Source organism: Alkalibacterium sp. s-m-28 (assembly GCF_054658175.1).
The window spans coordinates 1-21,648 of the sequence record NZ_BAAGIQ010000034.1 but is presented as its reverse complement, the minus strand read 5'-3'; the positions used below and the strand labels follow the sequence as shown (position 1 = coordinate 21,648).

Annotated in this window: 21 protein-coding genes and 1 tRNA gene; 15 read left to right on the top strand and 7 right to left on the bottom strand. The window is 42.0% G+C overall.

Translation table 11 applies throughout. From position 1 onward, the window contains the following. The 3 genes from ACYQ4S_RS06405 to ACYQ4S_RS06395 all read right to left on the bottom strand — a co-directional run. Window positions 1-460: transposase (locus ACYQ4S_RS06405; protein WP_459770091.1), on the bottom strand; the 460-nt coding region annotated here is incomplete at its 3' end. A gap of 117 nt (window positions 461-577) precedes the next feature. Beyond that, a complete protein-coding gene (locus ACYQ4S_RS06400) occupies window positions 578-1,078 on the bottom strand; it encodes a transposase (RefSeq protein WP_459770089.1) in 501 nt (166 codons plus the stop codon). Between the two features lie 287 nt (window positions 1,079-1,365). Next, window positions 1,366-2,652, bottom strand: a complete 1,287-nt coding sequence (locus tag ACYQ4S_RS06395) for a hydroxymethylglutaryl-CoA reductase, degradative (RefSeq protein ID WP_459770087.1) — start codon at window positions 2,650-2,652, stop codon at window positions 1,366-1,368. A 141-nt stretch (window positions 2,653-2,793) separates the two neighbouring features. Between ACYQ4S_RS06395 and ACYQ4S_RS06390 the strand changes: the two genes are divergently transcribed. Continuing rightward, window positions 2,794-2,866, top strand: a tRNA-Val gene (locus ACYQ4S_RS06390). A 111-nt stretch (window positions 2,867-2,977) separates the two neighbouring features. On the opposite strand, the gene ACYQ4S_RS06385 is transcribed toward ACYQ4S_RS06390, so the two are convergent. Beyond that, window positions 2,978-3,169, bottom strand: a complete 192-nt coding sequence (locus tag ACYQ4S_RS06385; protein ID WP_459770085.1) for a hypothetical protein — start codon at window positions 3,167-3,169, stop codon at window positions 2,978-2,980. A gap of 71 nt (window positions 3,170-3,240) precedes the next feature. Then, complete coding sequence (locus ACYQ4S_RS06380) at window positions 3,241-4,257, bottom strand: tyrosine-type recombinase/integrase (RefSeq protein WP_459770083.1); 1,017 nt, start codon at window positions 4,255-4,257, stop codon at window positions 3,241-3,243. Between the two features lie 86 nt (window positions 4,258-4,343). On the opposite strand from ACYQ4S_RS06380, the gene ACYQ4S_RS06375 reads away from it, so the two are divergent. The 7 genes from ACYQ4S_RS06375 to ACYQ4S_RS06345 all read left to right on the top strand — a co-directional run bounded on the left by ACYQ4S_RS06375 (window position 4,344) and on the right by ACYQ4S_RS06345 (window position 8,957). Next, window positions 4,344-4,574, top strand: a complete 231-nt coding sequence (locus ACYQ4S_RS06375) for a hypothetical protein (protein WP_459770081.1) — start codon at window positions 4,344-4,346, stop codon at window positions 4,572-4,574. 115 nt (window positions 4,575-4,689) lie between these two features. Then, complete coding sequence (locus ACYQ4S_RS06370; RefSeq protein WP_459770080.1) at window positions 4,690-5,175, top strand: hypothetical protein; 486 nt, start codon at window positions 4,690-4,692, stop codon at window positions 5,173-5,175. 79 nt (window positions 5,176-5,254) lie between these two features. Further along, window positions 5,255-6,097 (top strand): tetratricopeptide repeat protein, encoded by an 843-nt coding sequence (locus ACYQ4S_RS06365; protein WP_459770078.1) that lies wholly within the window; start codon window positions 5,255-5,257, stop codon window positions 6,095-6,097. A 578-nt stretch (window positions 6,098-6,675) separates the two neighbouring features. Next, a complete protein-coding gene (locus tag ACYQ4S_RS06360; RefSeq protein WP_459770076.1) occupies window positions 6,676-6,954 on the top strand; it encodes a bacteriocin immunity protein in 279 nt (92 codons plus the stop codon). Between the two features lie 185 nt (window positions 6,955-7,139). Continuing rightward, entirely contained in the window at window positions 7,140-8,126 is a 987-nt protein-coding gene (locus ACYQ4S_RS06355) for an aldo/keto reductase (RefSeq protein WP_459770074.1), read from the top strand. Between the two features lie 195 nt (window positions 8,127-8,321). Then, window positions 8,322-8,525, top strand: a complete 204-nt coding sequence (locus tag ACYQ4S_RS06350) for a helix-turn-helix transcriptional regulator (RefSeq protein WP_459770072.1) — start codon at window positions 8,322-8,324, stop codon at window positions 8,523-8,525. After that, window positions 8,526-8,957, top strand: coding sequence for a hypothetical protein (locus tag ACYQ4S_RS06345; protein WP_459770070.1), 432 nt, complete (start codon window positions 8,526-8,528; stop codon window positions 8,955-8,957). Window positions 8,958-9,075: 118 nt separating this feature from the next. Here the strand turns inward: ACYQ4S_RS06345 and ACYQ4S_RS06340 are convergent, their stop codons facing one another. Next, window positions 9,076-9,762 carry an Ltp family lipoprotein gene (locus ACYQ4S_RS06340; RefSeq protein ID WP_459770069.1) on the bottom strand — a complete coding sequence of 229 codons (687 nt, stop codon included), beginning with the start codon at window positions 9,760-9,762 and terminating at the stop codon, window positions 9,076-9,078. Window positions 9,763-10,150: 388 nt separating this feature from the next. Then, window positions 10,151-11,770 (bottom strand): glutathione ABC transporter substrate-binding protein, encoded by a 1,620-nt coding sequence (locus ACYQ4S_RS06335; RefSeq protein ID WP_459770067.1) that lies wholly within the window; start codon window positions 11,768-11,770, stop codon window positions 10,151-10,153. 397 nt (window positions 11,771-12,167) lie between these two features. On the opposite strand from ACYQ4S_RS06335, the gene ACYQ4S_RS06330 reads away from it, so the two are divergent. From ACYQ4S_RS06330 to cysK, 7 genes are all read left to right on the top strand, one after another. Next, window positions 12,168-13,070, top strand: a complete 903-nt coding sequence (locus ACYQ4S_RS06330) for an ABC transporter permease (RefSeq protein WP_346025530.1) — start codon at window positions 12,168-12,170, stop codon at window positions 13,068-13,070. A 16-nt stretch (window positions 13,071-13,086) separates the two neighbouring features. Beyond that, on the top strand, window positions 13,087-14,007 hold the full coding sequence (locus ACYQ4S_RS06325) for an ABC transporter permease (protein WP_346025531.1): 921 nt from the start codon (window positions 13,087-13,089) through the stop codon (window positions 14,005-14,007). An 82-nt stretch (window positions 14,008-14,089) separates the two neighbouring features. After that, window positions 14,090-15,817 carry an ABC transporter ATP-binding protein gene (locus tag ACYQ4S_RS06320; protein WP_459770065.1) on the top strand — a complete coding sequence of 576 codons (1,728 nt, stop codon included), beginning with the start codon at window positions 14,090-14,092 and terminating at the stop codon, window positions 15,815-15,817. Between the two features lie 244 nt (window positions 15,818-16,061). Then, complete coding sequence (locus tag ACYQ4S_RS06315) at window positions 16,062-18,440, top strand: phosphoketolase family protein (protein WP_459770063.1); 2,379 nt, start codon at window positions 16,062-16,064, stop codon at window positions 18,438-18,440. A 254-nt stretch (window positions 18,441-18,694) separates the two neighbouring features. Beyond that, window positions 18,695-19,693, top strand: coding sequence for a ribose-phosphate diphosphokinase (locus tag ACYQ4S_RS06310; RefSeq protein ID WP_346025534.1), 999 nt, complete (start codon window positions 18,695-18,697; stop codon window positions 19,691-19,693). A gap of 249 nt (window positions 19,694-19,942) precedes the next feature. Continuing rightward, window positions 19,943-20,353: an Hsp20/alpha crystallin family protein gene (locus ACYQ4S_RS06305; protein WP_459770061.1), complete on the top strand. Its 411-nt coding sequence runs from the start codon at window positions 19,943-19,945 to the stop codon at window positions 20,351-20,353. Between the two features lie 138 nt (window positions 20,354-20,491). Continuing rightward, entirely contained in the window at window positions 20,492-21,427 is a 936-nt protein-coding gene (gene cysK, locus ACYQ4S_RS06300; RefSeq protein ID WP_346025536.1) for a cysteine synthase A, read from the top strand. Window positions 21,428-21,648 lie beyond the last annotated feature (221 nt).

Below are 21,648 nucleotides of genomic sequence, written 5' to 3'. Positions count from 1 at the left end.
CATAACGATCGATGGCCTTCTTCCAAGTGAAGGAGTAAATATTGGCATCAGCTTGAAGTTTCGTGCCGTCAATAAACAAAGCCTCCTCATGAAGCAGGCCATTCTCTTGGAGTAGTGAAGTGAACAGGACGAAAGCATATTTGATCAGGCGCTTGGCATGTTCACTAGAACGAAAATTATTGATTGTTTTATAGGTAACGGATGTGTCGCCAGTCAGCCATTTCATTGGAATGGACTCGTCATTCATGCGTTCAATCGTGCGACCTGAAAAAGTAGAACGACTATAGGCAAATAAGCACATTTTAAGTAACATGGCAGGGTGAAACGCAGGACGTCCCGTAGAAGAGGTTTCTTCCAGAAGAAATTCCGCAGGAATAGAATCAACGAAACGACTGATAAGACGTGCTTCGTGATCCTCGGGAATAGTGAAGTCTAATTGTAGTGTTAAAGCAGTTTCCATTGTGGTATAATTTTGATACAAAGTGAGCCCCTCCTATAATTTCTGTTGGTACTTCAATTATAGCCGGTGGGGCTCATTTTGTCTTTAAAAAAGAAACATCCCTCGACCATTTTTTTCTCAAAATCGGTCGAGGGATTTATTCATTTTAGGGGAGTTTTTTCCCAGCCCCAACTTAATACCACTTTTTGTTGGACGGAAATCCGCCCATGGATAGGAGTGTTTACTAAATGAAAAAGTGGAATTATCGACCAAGTAGACCTTATTCTGCCTACTTATGTGTGTCTTCTGATGAACCATCCCTAGTAACTGATTGAATATTTCCAAAAGAACAGTCGCGTCTAGTGCTTTTAAAGCCCGTGATAGTTGGGAATAACTGATTGTGTCAACGCCTATCACCATTTTTAATTGAGGGTGAACCAGTTGTTGATCTAAATGGCGCAAACTTTCTGTTTCCTCATTAATAGCGAACAAAAAGAGCATCAATACCTTACTAAACGTTAGTTTTTTGGCATAGCGATTAAACGCATGAATCGCCTTTTGTGATGATGGACTTAACTTTTCTAAATTTATATATGAAAACCATTTATTTATAGTCATTTTTGTATTATACTTATCCATGCTTAGATCCTTTGTATTGGTCTTGGATAAGTCATCCAAGTACTAGTATAAAGGATTTTTTTATGTCATGGAACAGTTAAATTTTTAATGCAACACTAGTGATAAGAGATGAAAGAGAATTAATTCGAGAATAGATAAGGCTGGGACAAAAGCTTTATGTATCTGAATTGTATTCGAGCAATCGCAAATAGAAGAATAAAATGCATTCCCCACTATGTTCCTAAAACAAGGAAACGAAATGGGAATGCATTTTTTATTACAGACTCATATAAATTTACTTAATTGTACTATAAATTCCTTAGTATCGATCTAGCTGCATCCAGGTTCATATGCGGCGCCTGTTTCAGCAAATCCGCTACCTTATGGACCTGTTCTCCTTTAGCTCCCGCACTGATGGCAAGAGACCGGGCATGCAGTCCCATGTGGCCTTTCTGTATACCGTCAGTAACCAAGGCTCGAACAGCTGCAAGGTTCTGAGCCAGACCAACTGAAGCCAGGATGCCGGCCAGTTCATTGACGTTTGGATGCCCTAAAATAGTATGAGACAACTGTGCGGCTGGATGAATCGAAATAGCGCCGCCTACTGTCCCAATTGGTAGGGGAAGAGTGAGTGAACCGACCAGGTCGCCTTGCTCATTCTTCTCCCACGTTGTCAGCGACCGGTACTGCCCACTTCGACTGGCATAGGCATGGACGCTGGCTTCAACTGCGCGCCAGTCATTTCCTGTGGCGGCAACCACAGCGTCCACCCCATTCATGATGCCTTTATTGTGAGTCACGGCACGATATGGATCTATCGTCGCTACCTGAGTGGCTTCAATGATGCGGTCTCTGACTTCTTCTCCAGTGTACTTTCCGATCTTTAACGCGTGTGCCGGGATGACACATTGAGAAGTCGCCAGGCTTTCTGTCGCATAATTGGAAAGGATACGAAGCAGGGCAGTCCCGCCAGTCAGTTCCTCTATATAAGGAGCAATGCCTTCCATCATCGTGTTAATGATGTTGGCTCCCATAGCTTCTTTCGTATCGATATGCAGATGAACAGAAAGGAAAGCAGGGAAATCCGTCTGATCTGTTTCTTCAAGAATACGCACAGTCAGATCTCGGGCTCCACCTCCTCGTTTAACGATAGAGGGGTGAGCTTCATTTGCTCGGTCTAGAATGGCCTGTTTTGCATTCAGGACGATTTCTCTGGCCTCAGCCATGTTGCCGACGTGCTTTAAGGTCACCTGACCGATGACTAGTCTGTCTGGAACGTCCGTTGAAAAGCCGCCTCCGGTACTGATGATTTTAGCCGCAAAACTGGCCGCTGCAATAACGGATGGCTCTTCAATAGCCATTGGAATCACTTTGTTTGTGCCATCGATGACGAAATTCATGGCAACCCCTAGAGGAAGGGAATAATTGCCCAGATGGTTCTCGATCATATTGCTGCCTGTTTCAAGGTTCAGATCCAGGTTATTTGATAAAAGCGTCTGTTTATCTTCATCTGAAATGACACCCGCTTCGAATAGTGCATCGATTTTTTCTTCGTGTGATTTTTTATAAAATTTACTCAGTTTAGTTGTATCCATTACACCGGTTCCTTCCTGATTCTCTCCTAACCATTATGAACGAATTTACCGTAAAAGAAAAGGAAGGACTGTTTAAGATTGAAATCTTGTTTACAAATTAGGCAAAATCTAGTATACTCGTATTAGTAATGACCCAATAACGGTTCTTTAGCTCAGTTGGGAGAGCACTACCTCGACAAGGTAGGGGTCACTGGTTCGAGCCCAGTAAGGACCATACTAATATTATACAGAAGCCTCCAAAACGTTGATGTGACAACCATCAAGAAGCGTTTGGAAGCTTCTTTTTTTTATTGTTGCATAGTACTGTTGCATACGAATGTTTGTTTCAGTCAATGTCTTCAGTAGAGGTACGAGTGCTAAGAGTAATAGGTCGTCCATTCACATCCTCCTCTTTGACAGGTATTTCAATTACCTTCTTACCAGTCAGCTGCTCAATTAATTTCACTTGTATATCGATTGGCATTTTAGCCACGCCTTCTACCTTTCTGCCGTCTTTGTAATAACATGTTACTGTCATATGACCACTCCTTCTCCGATAACGTAAGGTCAATTCTAAGGCTATTTCAATCTTTTACATGGACACTTAGGCTAGAAACCGACGTGTCGAGCGAATATATCGGCTGTTTTCTCTTTAGCTTCTTCAGTCACATGGGTATAGATGTTCATAGTGACTTCATATGACGAATGGCCTAGACGTTCTTGCACGTCTTTTATGCCAGCGCCTGCTTCAAATAGGATAGAGCAATGTGTGTGCCTTAACTCATGTGGTGTAATTCGTTTCAGTTCATGCTTTTCGATAATCTTATTCATGAATGATGTAAGGTTAGCGTGTTGGATATACTCATTATCTAATGTAGTGAATACAACTTGATCTGGCGTGTTAGTATTCATTCCTAGCTTTAAATAGTCTAAACGTTGAGTTTTACGCCACTCTTTGATTATGTCAATGGTAATAGGATCTAAAGAGATGGTACGCTCTCCGGCAGTTGTTTTTGTGCTCTGCACTATGAGAGAGTTATCTTTCCCACGTGCCAGTGTTTTATCGATGGTAACGGTATTAGTTTCAAAGTTAAAGTCTTGCCATGTAAGAGCCAGTGCTTCGCCTTTACGCATACCACTGAAAGCCAGTAAACGAAACATAGGGAACCAACGCGGGTTATTATCTAGCTGAACGCATTCGAGGAATCGTTTCAACTCATCCTTAGTGTAAAAGTTAATGTCTCTTTTGTTCTCTTTTTTCATTTTAGGAACGTGTACACGATCCATAGGGTTATGTCTTATTTTCTCTAATGTAATAGCATAATCAAAGATTCGTTTACAATAATTCTTCATGACCTTAGCTTTCGAGATACGTTCAGACCATTTGAACACAGCCTCCTGGCATTGAGCAGGGGTGATGGCTTGAATACGCAACCGACCTAAATCTTTGAGCACATGGTTATCGAATAGTTCTCTTGTTTTAACCGCAGTGCTTTCTCGTACATCTTCTTTATAGATGACATTGAACCATAGTTCATAGATCTCTTCAAAGGTTTCATAAGTGGGCTTTTGATAGCCTGATTCTTCATGATTTGCTTCCTTTCTCTCCACCGAAGGACAAAACAAGTCCGCTGGCCGGCATTGAGAATAACGGAATCATGGAACAAGTCGCTAAGGGTATCTACTCTGGCGAGCTTGAAGTGAACAAGGCGATGAACAGCGTGCTCGGTGGACGGTCGTTTGATGTGAACGCACATGCGACGCACTCAACAGCTAACACTGAATTATCTGGTAATACTCGACTAGAAAGTTTAATCGAGCAATTGATACACAAGAATCAAGACATCTATGTGGACGGCGATCAATGGGTAGGCGCTACGTATAACCGTTATGATCGTATAGGCGCAGAGAAAACACAACTAACAGAGAGGTGGGGCAGATAATAATTAAACATAAGTAAAATCTGCTTTAGGAGGGTTACCAATAGGTAGCCCTTTTCATATATATTAATTCATTAAGATTCTGTTATAATGTAAAAAAAAGGAGTGGATACTGAATATGAGATTTAACAATTACCACCCCGGGGCTGCATTAAAAAGAGTTTTCAAGAAAAGAAGAACCGGTTGTTTTTGGGGGGCCTTATTCCTAGTTCCATTATATTTTTATGGAGTAGACTACTATCAATTTAAAGTTATAAAAACTTGGACAGACATACAATTTGATCACGTATGGGGAAGTATAGCTATGCCATTGTCTATATTTGGAATGTACATACTTATTATTAATTTATCTTCAAAGAAAAATTATAATAGTTTTTTAATTTTGACATCGGTGATGTTTATATTCTCAACATGGATATATACAGATCAATCTATTGCATACTTTGGTGTAATAGGATTCGTAATAGGAACTACTATGTTGTTAGATACATTAATAGACCTTGGATATAAATTAACCAAAATTTATAATGAACTAGAACCATTTGAAAAATTGACTATTTCTATACCTGTAATTACGATTCTTTTAAATGCAATATTAAGATAATCTTATAATTAATGTAAATATGTATACGCTTCAAGTAATATAAGGATATAGCATTTAATAATAAAAAGAGGTGGATAACTTGGGAATATTTGATATGTTTAAGAGGTCAACAAATAAAGAATATAGTAACAATGAAAATATAAAATATATACAGAAGACTTACTATAGTAAATACCCTGAATTCCCTTATATAGCAGAAGACCGCAACTTTAAACAATGGAAAGAAGGCGCAATAGTTCCGCCAGTGGTAGTAGATAAAAAAATGATGAGCCGTAACAAAGAAGGATTGTTAAATGGGCATGTTTTTATGGTGTATTGGATAGATAAATACCCAGAAGGTAGACGTATACCAGCTTATTTTGAATACAAATACGGTCTAAATTTCCAGAAAGAGAAAGCAACTCTGGAGAATCAAGGATATATTGATCAAGGAAACGCTACTGCGAAAGGCATAGCTTTGATGGAAAAATACCAACAGGTTATAGATAATCACTTACAGGCCAATAAAGGTATCGTTGAGATAGATATGGATAAGGAACTTAAGAGATATAAAAAAGAAGTTGCCGAACTGAAAAGTCTAGGAATAAAACCAGTTGAAACTATCGAACAAAGAAAAGGTTTTTTACTTCAAACTAAAGGCATTAATCACTACAAAAACAAAGAGTTTGATGAAGCTGAATCCTTTCTCCTTCAGGGATTAGAGCACAACTTTTATTCTCCAGGTGGAGTTGAATACTTAGCCAAGATATATAGAAAGAGAAAAGACTATAAGAATGAAGTCGATATATTGGATAAAGGGATTAAACGATTAATAAGTGATCTACCGAAAGAAGCTAAACAAAGTAATGAAGTTCTATTTGAAAAGTTACAAGTAAGAAGGAACAAAGCCCGAGAGTTATTAGAGAAAACTCTAGATAAATAAAAAAAAGCCACTCGAATGAGTGACTTCATCCCCAGCCCATTAGTGCAAAAGTGTTGCAGTAAAGTGTAGTATGCGTGGGTAATTATAGATAATTGTAGTTGATAGCTAATTTCGCTCTTTTCTTGTGGTTGTGAGCTTTTTGAGTACTTTTGCAACTGACTAATGATTATGGTTTCTTCCCAGTAAGGACCAAAAGAGATTTGTATCGGATGATCTGCACAACTAGTGTGCAGGTCTTTTTTTGTATGGTAAGGTTATACTGACGATAGGCGTCCGCTACTTCTGTGGCATTATTTGTTTAGTGCCAGACCACTCGATGGCTCCCTTGAATCTTATTACATTTTAAATGATGATTTTTGAATGTCGCATGATTTTCATGTAAGCTAAATTTAAATCTTATGACAAACTCAAGATAAAAGAGTAGGTGAGTGGGTTCTAAGACGCATCTTGTGACAAACTCGAGGTTAAGAGAGCCAATGAGTGGGTTACAAGAGCCATCCTATAACAAACTCGCTCCAAAAAGAGTCGATAAGCTTGGACTATTAAGGCTTCATAATAAAAAAGGGGTATCAGACCGAATGGCTAAAAAAGATAATGTCGAAAAAATCATCGATGCAATAAGTGTTGCTTATTCTGATCCAGAAGTGAAAAAAGATAGTCATATGCATGAAGTATTGTTTCATGCAGCGAAACAGATAACTTCTGGTCATGACTATCGTCCTGTATGTGTTCGTCTTAGGAGAGAAATTTCATTCTTTTCAATGCGAAACAACTTAACAACTCCTGAGTCTTTGAACAATTTATATGATTTAATACAAACTGTGCACATTACCTCTAGAATCCATATTCCTTTCTAGGTCCGATCATTCCATTGATGGACTGGAGGAAATATGAAAAATAACTATATCAGGGTGACTAGATGTAATTATGAAAAGTTGCTCTTAAGTAAAATGATAACGGATTCAATATAATTGAGCTATTACACAAATAGTGATAAAGTTTGATGGAAAGATGCTATTATAACAAGTCAGGGAGGAAAAGCATGATGGAATACACCTATTTAGGACGAACAGGACTGAAAGTCAGCAGGCTTTGTCTGGGTACAATGAATTTCGGGCCGTATACAAGTGAGCAGGATGCCTACGACATAATGAACAGAGCACTTGATGCTGGAATCAACTTCTTTGATACGGCTAATATTTACGGTGGTAGTGGGAATCGAGGGCAGACTGAAGAGATTATCGGCCGCTGGTTTGCACAGGGTGGTGGAAGACGGGAAAAAGTCGTTCTGGCAACTAAAGTATATGGCGATATGGAAGATGAAACAGATGGCCCCAATCAGAAAGGCGGACTTTCAGCCTATAAAATACGACGTCACTTGGATCACTCATTGAAAAGACTACAGACGGATCATGTGGAGCTTTATCAGATGCACCATATTGAACGGCATGCGCCTTGGGAAGAAATATGGGGCGTGTTCGAGTCGTTAGTCAATCAGGGAAAAACGTATTATATTGGGGCAAGTAATTTTGCAGGATATCATCTAGCACTCGCTCAAGCGGAAGCTGAGAAGCGTCATTTTCTTGGTCTCGTATCCGAGCAGCATAAATATAACCTCCTGTGCAGGCTGCCTGAACTTGAAGTTCTTCCTGCTGCAGAAGATCTGGGCATTGGAGTTATCCCATGGAGTCCGCTTGGCGGTGGATTACTTAGCGGCAAGATTCTTGATCCGGAACCTGGTTCAAGAAGTGAGCAGCGTGCAGCTAACCTTACTGAGCATGAACGAAATCAACTAGAAGCATACTCTAAGTTATGTGCGGAACTGGGCGAATCTGAACCAAATGTCGCATTGGCATGGCTGTTAGCTAATCCGGCTGTCACAGCCCCAATTATAGGTCCTAGAACAATGGATCAGTTGGAACAAGCACTCAAAGCAGTCGAAATCAATCTGTCAGAAGATGTGATGGACGAACTGGACAGAATCTTCCCAGGTCCCGGAGGCAGAGCACCTGAAGCCTACGCATGGTAAAAAACTAATAATAAAAGGTATAACAGACATCCATTCTTTAGTAATAAAAGGAAGATGTCTGTTTTTTTATACGTTAGGTTAAGCTTTATAGCTGTTTTTTAAATAATAGCAATAAAATCTTTTAAGAATGGAATATATGTTACACTAAAAATGTAATGTATATATTCCATTTTGATGCAGGAGAGGATCAAGAGGTTGAACAATAAAGTCAGGACAGTGCGTATAGAAAAAAGACTCACACAGTTGGAGCTGGCAGAGAAGACTGGCGTGACTAGACAAACAATCAGCTTGATTGAGAAAGGGAAGTACAATCCAACCTTGAGGCTGTGTCTGGATATCTGCTATGCGTTAGATAAAACGTTAGATGAGGTATTCTGGAGAGAGAAGGAGAGTCAGTAAATGAAGAAAATAAAAGACGAGCGCTTAAAGTTACAGTATTTAAAAATTATTCGAATAGTTTGCATCATACAGACTCTAGGTATTATAGGCATATTAGGTTATGAAATAGCTGCAGTAGGATACAGTGAAGCGAGACAGAATCCTTTGTGGCTGCTGATGATCATCACCGGAACGGTTTATGCGTATCTTCAAACCGGCATCAGTGTGGACCAGGAAACGAAACGCATCAATTCCAGAAAAAGTTTGCTTATATCTATAAGCATCACTACTTTGATATCAATCGTTTTAGGTCTGGCTAACGCTTTGTCTGAAGGTGGGACAGCTGGGATGGGTCTTGTGCTCGGACTGATAGTATTTACATGTGGCTTGATCCCATCGTACTATATCTACCATCTGCGTAAAGAGCAGGAAGAAGATGGCGGTTTAGATTAATTGAATTAAAGAGTTCATATGCAGAATCCTAGATCCATAAAAACGCCCTGACCAGTTGCCTACCTGCTCAGGGAGTTTTAGTGCTGTTATCTCATATCGTTTTGCATCACTAAACGGATTAAGGCAGATTATCTATCGCGTACTGTGCCTGATCTGCAGTATAGCCTTCATAAATCAGCTGGTCATATAACCCCTGGTTTGAAAAAGACATGAAGTCCAGGTAATTTATAGCACTTTGGAGCGCATTTTCACTCCAGTTGGTTTCTACAGTATCTACTGCATATTGAGCAGCATCTTCAGGATAGCCTTCGAAAATCAACTGATCGTAAAGGCCTGTTTTTGAAAAGCTGGTAAAGTCCAGATAGCTGTTAGCCGAGCCTAATGCATTTCTGAATTCTCTAGATACTTCTCCTTCAGGTTCAGATGGTTCACTGACTTCTTCCTCAGCTGGTTCGTCTCTGGCAACTTCTTCAGTTTCTTCTTCTTTCTCTGTTTCTGTGACGATAGACTCTTCTTCTTCAGGCTCCTCAGCGGTGTCTTCTACGATTTCTTCGCTGTCCTGATCTGATACTTCTTCGTTTTCCTCCTGAGCTTCAGCCAGAACTGTTTCCAGATCTTCTATATCTTCTTGCGCATCAAGCAGCTCGGATTCCAGGGACTCGATCTGGTGATTCGCTGCTTCCAAGTCTGACTCCAGCTCTGAAATAATCTCTTCATGTGTGTTGTCCTCTGATGATTCTACTTCTTCGCCGCAGCTTGCGAGAAACAGTGCGCTGAAACTCAATAGGGTAAGTATTTTTCTCATATTTTCCTCCTTTGGTTCTAAAGTGATAGCGATGAGAGGCTGTCATGATGGTTCACGTCTGAGTGGGGGATAGGGTGTGTTCGAATAAGAAGTTTCCGGTAAAGTCGGTTTGAAATAGAAGAAAAAAAGGTGGATGGCTAACTGGCTAAAAAATGAAAGCAACAAAATATAAAGCGTTTACATAATGTTAAGTCATTATAACATATTAACACAATAATATTAAAGGCTAACCTCAGTGGATTAATGACTTTTACTGATTCTTTTACTGATTGGATGCTGATCCATGTCGGAAGTAATTCATTCAGTCGATGAGAAAAAAGCGCCACAGATGTCTGAGCAGGACATCTGTGGCGCTTCTTGCTATTCATTATAGAAGAGAATGGTAATGTTACTGGTTCAATGACACATCTCTCAGCATCAAGATACCTGTTGGATGCTGCCATAGTCCCTCTACATCATCACTTACAGCCAGAAGGAATTCCTGGTGGTGGATGTAAATCATAGGCGCTTCATCTACAAGAATTTCTTGAGCTCTGCTGTAAAGGTCAAGACGTTCGTCTTCGTCAGAGCTTTGGCGTGCTTCTTCAAGTACTGAATCCAGTTCATCAGTAGCGAAGAATGTACGGTTACCCGCTTCACCGAAGTTGTCAGAGTGGAACAGTGGATACAGACCGTAGTCTGCATCACCAGTTACTGTTGACCATCCTAGGATGAACATGTCGTGTTCGCCGGCAGCAGTATCTTCAAGATACGCACCCCATTCAACAATCTCGATTTCAACGTCGATGCCGATTTCTTCAAGTTGTGCTTGTACTGCTGTAGCCGTATCAATACGATCCTGGTTATCATTTGTCCAAAGTGTTGTGGAGAAGCCATCTTCGTAACCTGCTTCAGCAAGCAGTTCACGTGCTTCTTCAACATTGTACTCAAGACCAGATATATTTTCGTCATGCCCAAAGACATCTGGAGCTAACGGGCTCTCTGCAGGAATTCCTACACCATCGTAGATTCCGTTAATGATCGTATCTTTATCAATGGCTTTAGAAATAGCCTGACGTACCAATGGATCATCGAATGGCTCTTTTTGAGTATTGAATCCGATGTATGATAGACCAACAGATGGTTGACTGTTGACAGACATGCCGTCAGTACCTTCTACACGACTAACATCAGACGGGCTGAGTGGGTCTGAGATGTGGATCGCACCTGTTTCAAGGTCAGCTAGACGAGTGGATCCCTCAGGAACGACTCGGAAAGTGATGGAATCCAGTGCTGGTGCACCACCCCAGTAATCGTCGTTTCTGTTAAGAACGATTTCGTCACCTGGAGTCCAGCTTTCGAATACAAATGGTCCGGTACCGACAGGGTTTTCATTGATGACACTTCCTGGTTCAGAGCCGTTCTCAATTGCTTCGTAGTCTGCTGCGATGACTTCTGCTGACATCATTCCTCCACCATTGTGAGCAATATGTGCTGGAAGTGGGGAGAATGGATACTCGGTCACAAACTCGACAGTATAATCATCGACAACATTAATTTCCTCTACCATTTCGTACAAGAACGCACGAGGAGAAGCAATCTCTTCATCAAGAATACGTTCGAAGTTGGCTTGAACAACATCAGCGTTGAATTCAGAACCATCATGGAAGGTAACATCTTCCCGTAGCGTGAACTGCCATGTTAAGTCATCGACCCTTTCCCATTCTGTTGCTAATCCAGGTTGAAGCTCCATATTCTCATCTTGAATCAGTAGCGCTTCGTAAATATTGTAAGCAACGTTACTTGAAGGAGTATCATTTGAACCATGTGGGTCAAGAGAAACAGCATCAGATAGTTGACCAATAACTAAATCTCCACCCTGAGCACCTTCAGTATCAGTCCCAGTTTCTTCTCCGGGATCAGTTCCACCGTCGACCGGATCACTATCATCTGTACCACAAGCAGCAAGTAAAAGCGCTGCAGCAGTTAATGATGTGAAAAATAACGATCGTTTATTCATTTTTCTCATTATTAATGCACTCTCCTTTTATCGTGTAACATTTGTAAAGTGAAATATAAGTTATACTATATCGAAGAACTGTTTAAAGGTCAAGTTATTTATTAATATTTTAGAATGTCTTTTTAACCTTATTTTAATTTAAAGGGCAGATCCACCCTATCTTCCATTAGAGAATAAGAAAAAGAATTAAGTTAAGATTACATAAAATATAATTACACTAATACTTTGATGGGCATTTACTAATCTATTGATTCAAATTAAGTTGCAAAAAAGGGAGTGATATGTAAAAATAGATAAAAATGATTATGTTATAATTTCGAAAGTCGTCATTCTTTATTCACTTTTCATGCTGTTAATGAATAAAGAATCGCGTCTTTTATACGTAGAATAGAAAGGAACAGGTATTATGCAGGAAGAAGTAAATTTAAACACCGGAAGTCCAAGTGGACAGGAGCCCGTTAATCACAATATTGTAAGGTTTCAGGATTTCTGGAAGAAGTTTTACCGTAACAAATCAGCACTTATTGGAGGAACGCTGATCATATTGCTTATTTTAACTGCTTTAATAGGTCCGTATTTAACACCATACGGCCCTAACGCTCAAAACTATGACGCCCGACTTGTTGGTCCTTCCTTGGAGCACTGGTTCGGAACAGACCATCACGGGAGAGATATCTTCAGCCGAATTATACACGGTATGAGTATCACATTGCGAGTAGGATTTTCATCTGTTCTGATTGGGATGACTATTGGAGTAGCGTTTGGAGTTGTCTCCGGTTACTTTGGAGGCTGGGTCGATACTATAATCATGCGATTTATGGATATTCTATTAGCCTTTCCGGGAATCCTTCTGGCGCTTGCTATTGTCAGTGTCTTAGGTGGCGGAATGAATAACGTTATTATATCTGTAGCGATTTTCTCAATTCCCGTGTTTGCCCGTATTTCGAGAGGGTCTACATTGGAAGTTCGAGAGCTGGAATATATCGAGGCTGTAAAAGCTTTAGGTGCAAGTGATTTTAGAATTATCGTTTTACATGTCCTTCCTAATATACTTTCACCAATTATTGTTCAGGCAACACTTAATATCGCAACATCTGTCTTGACTGCTAGTGGCCTATCCTTCTTAGGAATGGGTGCACAGCCACCAACACCTGAATGGGGTGCAATGCTAAGTGATGGACGTAATCACATGTGGGATGCGCCACATGTATCTACAATTCCAGGGCTGGCTATCGTAGTTGTTGTCTTGGCTTTCAACATTTTTGGCGATGGACTTAGAGACGCGCTGGATCCGAAATCGAAAAACTAGAAAAGAGGGAATTATTGTGTTGAAATTTTTAGGTAGACGACTGATACAGACTATCCCCGTATTGATTGGTGTGACTGTGTTGACGTTCAGTATGATGCTTCTGATACCCGGTGACCCGGCTCAGATTATGGCGGGGGAGAGTGCATCTCCTGCACAGCTTGAAGCAGCGAGAGAACGACTGGGTTTAAATGATCCCGTTCCAGTCCAGTACTATAATTATGTAAGTGGCGTAGTTAGAGGGGATTTAGGCAACTCGATTCGTAGTGGACGAGCTGTATCTACTGAAGTCTTCGGAAGACTGGCTCCAACGGTAGAGCTGGCATTTTATAGTACATTATTATCGGTATTTATCGGGCTGACTGCTGGGGTCGTGTCAGCTGTCCGGCGGTATACATTTATCGACTCCACACTCATGTTCGGGGCACTTTTTGGTTTATCCATGCCTAATTTCTGGTTAGGACTCATGCTCATACAATGGCTGGTCATTGGGACAGGCTGGTTCCAAGCTTCAGGTTGGGGTACCCCTCAGCAGATGATTCTACCTGTCATAACTTTAGGGACGGCCGGCTCAGCTATTATTGCAAGAATGACGCGTTCAAGTATGCTTGAGGTTATTGAGCAGGATTACATTCAAACGGCACGCGCAAAAGGAGTCAGTGAGAAAAAAGTTATTTACAAGCATGCCTTGCGTAACGCAATGGTACCCGTAGTAACTGTCGTCGGCCTGCAATTTGGATCTCTTCTTGGAGGGGCGGTTATTACAGAAACAGTATTTGCAATCAATGGGTTGGGACGACTGATCATTAACTCGATTCGAGCTAGAGATTTTCCGGTTGTTCAAGGAGGAGTATTGGTCTTTGCCTTCCTGTTTGTTTTTGTCAATATTATGGTCGATGTCATCTATCGATTGCTCAATAAACGAATTGACCTGAACTAAGAGTAAACGAGAGAGTAATAATAGGCAGGCTTAGAGCTTGTCTTCATGAGTATAGATTGTGTATTCGAGAGGATGAATGAAAGTGCAAGATAAATTACTTCACGTAGAAAATTTGAACATATCGTTTTCTACAGGGGACACCCTTCTGGAAGTGGTATCCGATGTATCCTTTGACATCGACCACGGTCAGACAATTGGGATCGTTGGCGAATCCGGGAGTGGGAAAAGTGTTTCTGCTCGAGCTATTATGCAGCTTCTAGGAAATAATGCAGTGGTCGGATCAGAAAGTATCATTACCTTTAATGGAGAAGATATATTAAGTAAATCAGAAAAAGAAATGAGAAAAATACGTGGAAATGACATCGGCATGATTTTCCAGGACCCGATGACTTCACTGAACCCTACAATGAAAGTAGGAAAGCAGATTTCCGAAACGATTCGTATTCATGAAAATGCATCGAAAAAAGAGGCAGCTGCTAGAGCGAAGGAAATTATGCGTCTAGTAGGGATCCCGAATGTTGACGAACGATTTGATCAGTATCCCTTTGAATTTTCAGGGGGAATGAGACAGCGGATCATCATTGCCATTGCATTGGCATGTAGCCCGAAACTGCTGATTGCGGATGAACCAACGACGGCTTTGGATGTAACGATTCAGGCTCAGATTCTGGACCTGATTAAAGATATTCAAGAAAAAACCGGAACGTCCATACTGCTAATCACACACGACTTCGGTGTAGTAGCCAATATGTGTGAGAAAATCGTTGTCATGAATCAGGGACGAGTAGTTGAAAGTGGAACGACTAGTGAAATATTTACGTCTCCTAAAGAAGAGTATACAAAGAAACTTCTGGCGGCTATTCCTAACCTGCATGAGGAAAAATCACCTGAATCAAAAGAGAAGCTGGTTCAAATATACTCCGGCACGCGTGAAAAATTGTTGGAAGTCAATAAACTGGCTAAGCATTTTCCTATAGGGAGAAAGAATACTTTAAAAGCTGTTGATAGCATTTCGTTTGATATCTATAAAGGTGAAACTCTTGGTCTGGTAGGTGAATCCGGATCAGGGAAATCGACGACCGGTCGTACACTCCTTCGTCTTCATGAAGCAACAAGTGGTGAAACAATTTTTGAAGGCAGTGATTTAAATACCTTTAAGAAAAAACAGATGAAAGAAATGAGAAAGAAAGTCCAGTTTGTTTTCCAAGACCCATACTCTTCACTCAATCCACGTAAAACAGTAGAGGATATTATTGGAGAAGCGTTGGATATTCATAAACTGGCAGCGAATAAGAAACTGCGTAGAGAACGTGTTGAAGAGTTGCTGACTTTAGTCGGTCTGGACACATCCTTTGCAAAGCGTTTCCCTCATGAATTCTCAGGGGGGCAGCGTCAACGTATCGGAATCGCAAGAGCACTTGCTGTCGAACCGGAATTCATTGTGCTGGATGAACCGTTATCTGCTTTGGATGCATCCGTCCAATTGACAATAGTGGATCTTCTGGAAGAGCTGCAACGCAAACTGAATCTGACTTATCTGTTTATTGCTCACGATCTGGCGACTGTTAAAAAGTTGTCTGACCGGATAGCCGTGATGTACAAAGGTCAAATTGTCGAGCTGACTGATTCGGAAGAACTGTTTACAAATCCGATGCATAATTACACAAGAAAGTTGCTGTCTGCTATACCAGTGCCTGATCCGCACTATACGGCCACGGATGCATCGTTTGCACATGATGATTCGGTAGAAATATCTCTAGAAGGCCAGACATTACAAGAAGTGAAAGCAAATCACTGGGTTATGCAGTAGATAAGAATAATCATAAAAACATGAACATGCTCTTTTTAGTCAGAAGACTAATTAAGGGCATGTTTTTATTTATAGAAAATGGAGCATTTTAGTTCTAGTTCAGCTTCATTGTTTACCGGTTAGTTAACTAGATTAGTATTCAAAGGGCTATTCGTAGAGGCTTCGGAGTAGGGTATGCTAAAGTTAAGTAAGACGAAACAAATAATTACCGTAGTCTATAGAATCAGGAAAGGAGCCTTTTTTAATGAGTGAAGTCAATTACTCTTCTGAAGATTATCTGAATAAAGTGGATGCCTGGTGGCGGGCGGCGAATTATCTGTCGATCGGTCAGATTTATCTGAAAGACAACCCCCTGCTTAAGCGTCCGTTGAAAAAAGAGGACATTAAAATCAATCCAATCGGGCATTGGGGGACTGTTCCAGGACAGAACTTTGTTTATGCCCACCTGAACAGAGTCATCAATAAGTATGATCTGAACATGTTCTTCATTGAAGGACCAGGTCACGGCGGTCAAGTCATGGTGTCAAATGCCTATTTAGACGGGAGTTACTCAGAAGTCTATCCAGATATTACAACTGACGAAGAGGGGATGGCAAAACTCTTTCAGCAGTTTTCTTTCCCGGGAGGAATCGGCTCTCATGCGGCTCCGGAGACACCAGGGTCCATTCACGAAGGTGGGGAGCTGGGTTACGCTCTGTCTCATGCGACAGGTGCTGTACTGGATTATCCTGATCTGATTGTAGCAGTCACTATTGGTGACGGTGAAGCTGAAACTGGTGCATTGGCTACCTCCTGGTTTTCAAATGTGTTCATCAATCCCGTAACTGACGGTGCAGTCCTGCCTGTCCTGCATTTGAATGACTACAAAATTGCAAATCCGACGATTCTTTCACGCAAGTCAGATGAAGAACTGACGAAATACTTTGAAGGACTCGGCTGGACCCCTTTATTTGTCGAAGGAGACGATCCCGACGGTATGCATCCGAAAATGGCTGACACATTGGATCAGGCGATCGAACAGATCAAGTCTATTCAAACAAATGCGCGTCAAAAATCGGCAGAAAATACAGAGATGCCGCACTGGCCGGTAGTTATTCTCCGCAGTCCAAAAGGATGGACGGGACCTGAAGAATGGGACGGGGAGCCGGTTGAAGGGACATTCCGATCGCATCAGGTGCCGATCCCTGCAGAGCAAGGCAGCATGGAATACAGTGAAGCATTAACTGACTGGATGACCGCTTACCGACCGGATGAGCTGTTTGACGATGAAGGCAAGTTGATCGAAGAGTTGAAAGCTATCGCACCAAAAGGAAACAAACGGATGGGAGCCAATCCTGTAACCAATGGAGGCATCGATCCCAAACCACTGAAGCTCCCTGACTGGCACAGACATGCACTTGAAATTTCTACTCCTGGAGCTGAAAAGGAAAAGGATATGATGGTGTTCGGTCGATTTGCCCGTGACATTATTGATTTAAATCCAGATAATTTCCGGATAATCAGTACCGATGAACTGAAGTCCAATCGGCTGAATGAAGTCCTGGAGACGACAGATCGCCAGTGGATGGAAGATATCGATGAACCGGAAGACGAAGCGCAGTCAAGTACTGGGCGTGTGATCGATTCACAGTTGTCCGAACACCAGGCTGAAGGCTGGATGGAAGGTTATGTCCTGACAGGCCGCCATGGGTTCTTTGTCAGTTATGAAGGCTTTCTGCGCATTGTCGATTCGATGCTGACGCAGCATTTTAAATGGATACGAAAAGCTGACGAACAGAAGTGGCGCCGCAAGTATCCGTCACTGAACATCATTGCGTCATCATCAGTTTTCCAGCAGGATCATAATGGCTATACGCACCAGGATCCTGGCATCAGCACGCATCTGGCCGACAAGAAGCGCGAGTACATCAGAGCGTACTTCCCGGCTGACGCCAATTCACTGATGGCTGTCATGAATAGAGTCTTGACCTCGACACAGAAAGTGAACCTCATTGTGTCAAGCAAGCATCCGCGTCCGCAGTTCTATTCAGCGGAAGAAGCAGAAGAGCTGATCGACAAAGGACTTAAAGTGATCGACTGGGCAAGTGTTAATGACTCAGACGACCCGGATATCGTCATCGCCGCTGCCGGAACAGAACCGAATTTGGAAGCTCTGGCCGCGATATCGATCCTTCACAAAGCCTATCCTGATTTGAGTGTTAGATTCATCAACGTGGTGGACCTGTTAAAACTGGCCAGCCAGAAAAAGGATTCACGTGGCTTGAGTGATGAAGCCTTTAATAAGTTGTTTACTAAGGATAAACCTGTTCTCTTCGCTTTCCATGGGTATGAAGGGTTAATAAGAGGCTTGTTTTTCGATAGAGAAAACAGACAGCTGATCACTCATGGCTACCGGGAAAATGGGGACGTGACGACGCCATTCGATATGCGAGTAGTCAATGAACTCGACCGTTTCCATCTGGCTAAAGACGCTGCCCACGCAGTATACGGTGAACAGGCTGCAGAATTTGAAAACGAGATGGACCGGCTGCTGGACAAGCACCATCATTACATTCGGGAACACGGCGATGATATGCCTGAAGTGACCGAATGGAAATGGGAGCCTTTGGATAGATTTAAGTGATTAATTCATGACTTTGATTTAAAAATCAACGTGTTTGGTCCTAGTGTAGCACATTTATCGTCAGCCTATAGAGTAGAGGGTGCATACCCATTATGGGCTCTTAAATCTCCTGTCCTGAATGGGTCCTGATCAATTCTAAGGAAGTGACCCAGCGAAAAACGATGGTATAATTTCCTTTCGCTAACGCTTGCATTTTTACATAAGTATGCTTAAATTAAGGTAAAGACGGGATCATCGAATGAGTGGAGGCTGTCATGGATAGAGAAATCAGACAATCTAATTTGAAGCTGTTTTCAATGAATTCCAATCGTCCCTTGGCTGAAGAAATTGCTGAGGAAATTGGAATGGAGCTGGGCAAAGCGGATATTACCCGGTTCGAAGATGGAGAAATACGGATCAACATAGAAGAAAGTGTGCGTGGAGCTGATGTGTATATCCTGCAGTCCACAAATGATCCGAGCAACGACTATATTATGGAAGTCCTGATCATGATCGACGCATTGAGACGGGCCAGCGCCAGAACGATCAATGTAATTATGCCTTATTACGGGTATGCCCGGCAGGACAGAAAGCCGGGGCTACGTGAAGCAATCACAGCTAAGGTAGTGGCGAATATGCTGACGATTGCCGGAGCCACACGGATGATTACCATGGACCTGCATGCACCTCAGATTCAGGGCTTTTTCGATATTCCAATGGATCATCTGTCCGCCATTGCAACGCTGGCGAACTATTTCCTTGACAGAGACTTCGGGGGAGAAGAGACCGTTGTTGTTTCACCAGATCATGCCGGAGTCTCTCGAGCCAGAGAAATGGCTGAGCTGCTTGACTCCCGGTTGGCGATTATCGACAAACGACTGGCAGATGAAGATATTGATGAAGAAATGCATGTAGTGGGTGACGTGTCAGGGTGCACCTGTATCTTATTCGATGATATCATGGACACGGCAAAAACTGTCACAAAAGCCTGCGAGTTACTCAAGGAAGCCGGTGCAAAAGACGTGTATGTCTGCGTGACACATCCTGTATTATCTGATAACGCCATCGATCGGATCGACCAATCGGGAATCAAAAAAGCGATCGTGACGAATACGATCGATATCAGAGAAAAAAGCAGCTGCGAACTGATAGAAGTCATCAGCATCGCTCCGATTTTAGGGGACGCGATCAGACGGATCCAGAGACACCAGTCGATCAAGCCACTTTTCGACAAGCATTATGTAGACAAACTTGAAAAGCGTCTTAATAACTGAATAGAGACAAGCATCCACTTCCAGTCCCATTAATCAGGTCTGGAAGTGGATTTTTTGGTAGAGGCCGAATATGAAGCCAGTATCTCAATGAAGCAGGTGCAAACGTCATTTGACAGTAATAGATTAACCGAAATCTGTTGAAACCCCATATGGAATCCAGTTTATTTCGTTTGCATTTTCAAAAGAAAAGAGTACACTATAGGTGAGGATAAGGGAAAGCATTAGTAACGAGAGAAAGGAGGGTCAGGGATGAGTGACTTATTCCCAACCAGAAGGGACTTCATGGATTTCGGCAGACGGTTTTTCGATGATGCGTTAGGGCAGAACTTCGGTCAGTTCAAGACGGATATCATTGAAAAAGATGAGGCATACGTTGTAGAAGCAGAATTACCGGGCATGTCAAAAGAAAACATTGAACTGGATTATAAAGACAACGTTCTGTCGATCACTGCTAAAAAAGAAACTGAATCAGATGAACGCGATGATGAACGTCAGTATATTAGAAGAGAGCGTTCCAGTCGTTCATTCAGTCGTCAATTTATCATTCAGGATATCGATGAAGACAACATCAGTGCACAGTTTGAGAAGGGGCTATTAACGATCACTTTGCCTAAGCAAAATCCGACACAGTCCAGATCTAAACGTATTGAAATCGAATAGACTTATTACATCTTCCGACCGCTGAACTCATTACAGGCGGTCGGAGATTTCTTTGTCTTCTGTCTGATACCATTTTCTTGTATAAATAGCTGATACATACTAAACTGTAAATAAACTAACAATTGAGGAAGTGTAAACGTGAAAATAGCCCAATCCATTACAGAATTGATCGGTCAGACACCATTATTGAAACTGAACCGTCTGGTACCGGATGATTATGCAGATGTTTATGTAAAAATCGAGATGCGTAATGCAGGAGGAAGTGTGAAAGACCGCATTGCCTTGAACATGATTGAAGAGGCAGAGAAAGAGGGTCTTCTGAAAGAAGGCGATACGATTGTTGAAGCGACCAGTGGAAATACAGGTGTCGGTCTGGCGATGATCGCTGCGGCTAAAGGGTACAAGGCAGTGTTTGTCATGCCGGATACGTTAAGCGTGGAAAGACGTTCCCTGATGAAAGCTTACGGTGCGGAACTTGAACTGACGCCTGGAGATGATGGCATGCCGGGAGCCATGGACAGGGCGCAGACGCTGGCCGAACAGGATAATTACTTCATGCCGTCTCAGTTTAAGAATCCGGCAAATCCTGCTGTTCATATTCAGACAACGGGTCCTGAAATCATCGAAGCACTTGAAGGAAAGACTCCGGATGCTTTTGTAGTAGGGGTCGGAACTGGTGGAACACTGACTGGAGCAGGAAAAGTGATGAAACTGCATAATCCTGCTGCTCAAATCATTGCGGTCGAACCGCATGAATCAGCGGTATTAAGTGGAAGAGAAAAAGGGAAGCACAAAATCCAAGGGATAGGGGCAGGTTTCATTCCGGACATCCTTGAACGGGATCTGATTGATGAAATCGTGACCGTTACAAGTGAAGAAGCTATCGACATGACGCGTGAAGTGGCCCGGAAAGAAGGGCTACTGGTTGGTATTTCGTCAGGAGCCAACATTGCGGCAGCTATTCGAGTGGCAAAACAGCTGGGCAAAGGGAAAACGGTCGTGACTGTCGCCCCGGATACCGGTGAACGTTATCTTTCTACTCCAGTATTCTCGATTGAAGAAGAGGGCGAGTAGGTCAAAACAGTCAATGCAGCTGACTCAAATAAGTAAACAGCCGTGTACCGGAAGGACTGTACGTCCAAATCGGTAAACGGCTGTTTTTTTGTCCTAGAATAGGAAAGTATAAAGTTTTACCCGCTAGAAAGCCTATCACCTCAAACGTTAATCACTATCACTTGATTTGAAAAGAGAGGGGATTTAAAGGTACACTATACGTATGGTAGAGAAAAGCATTC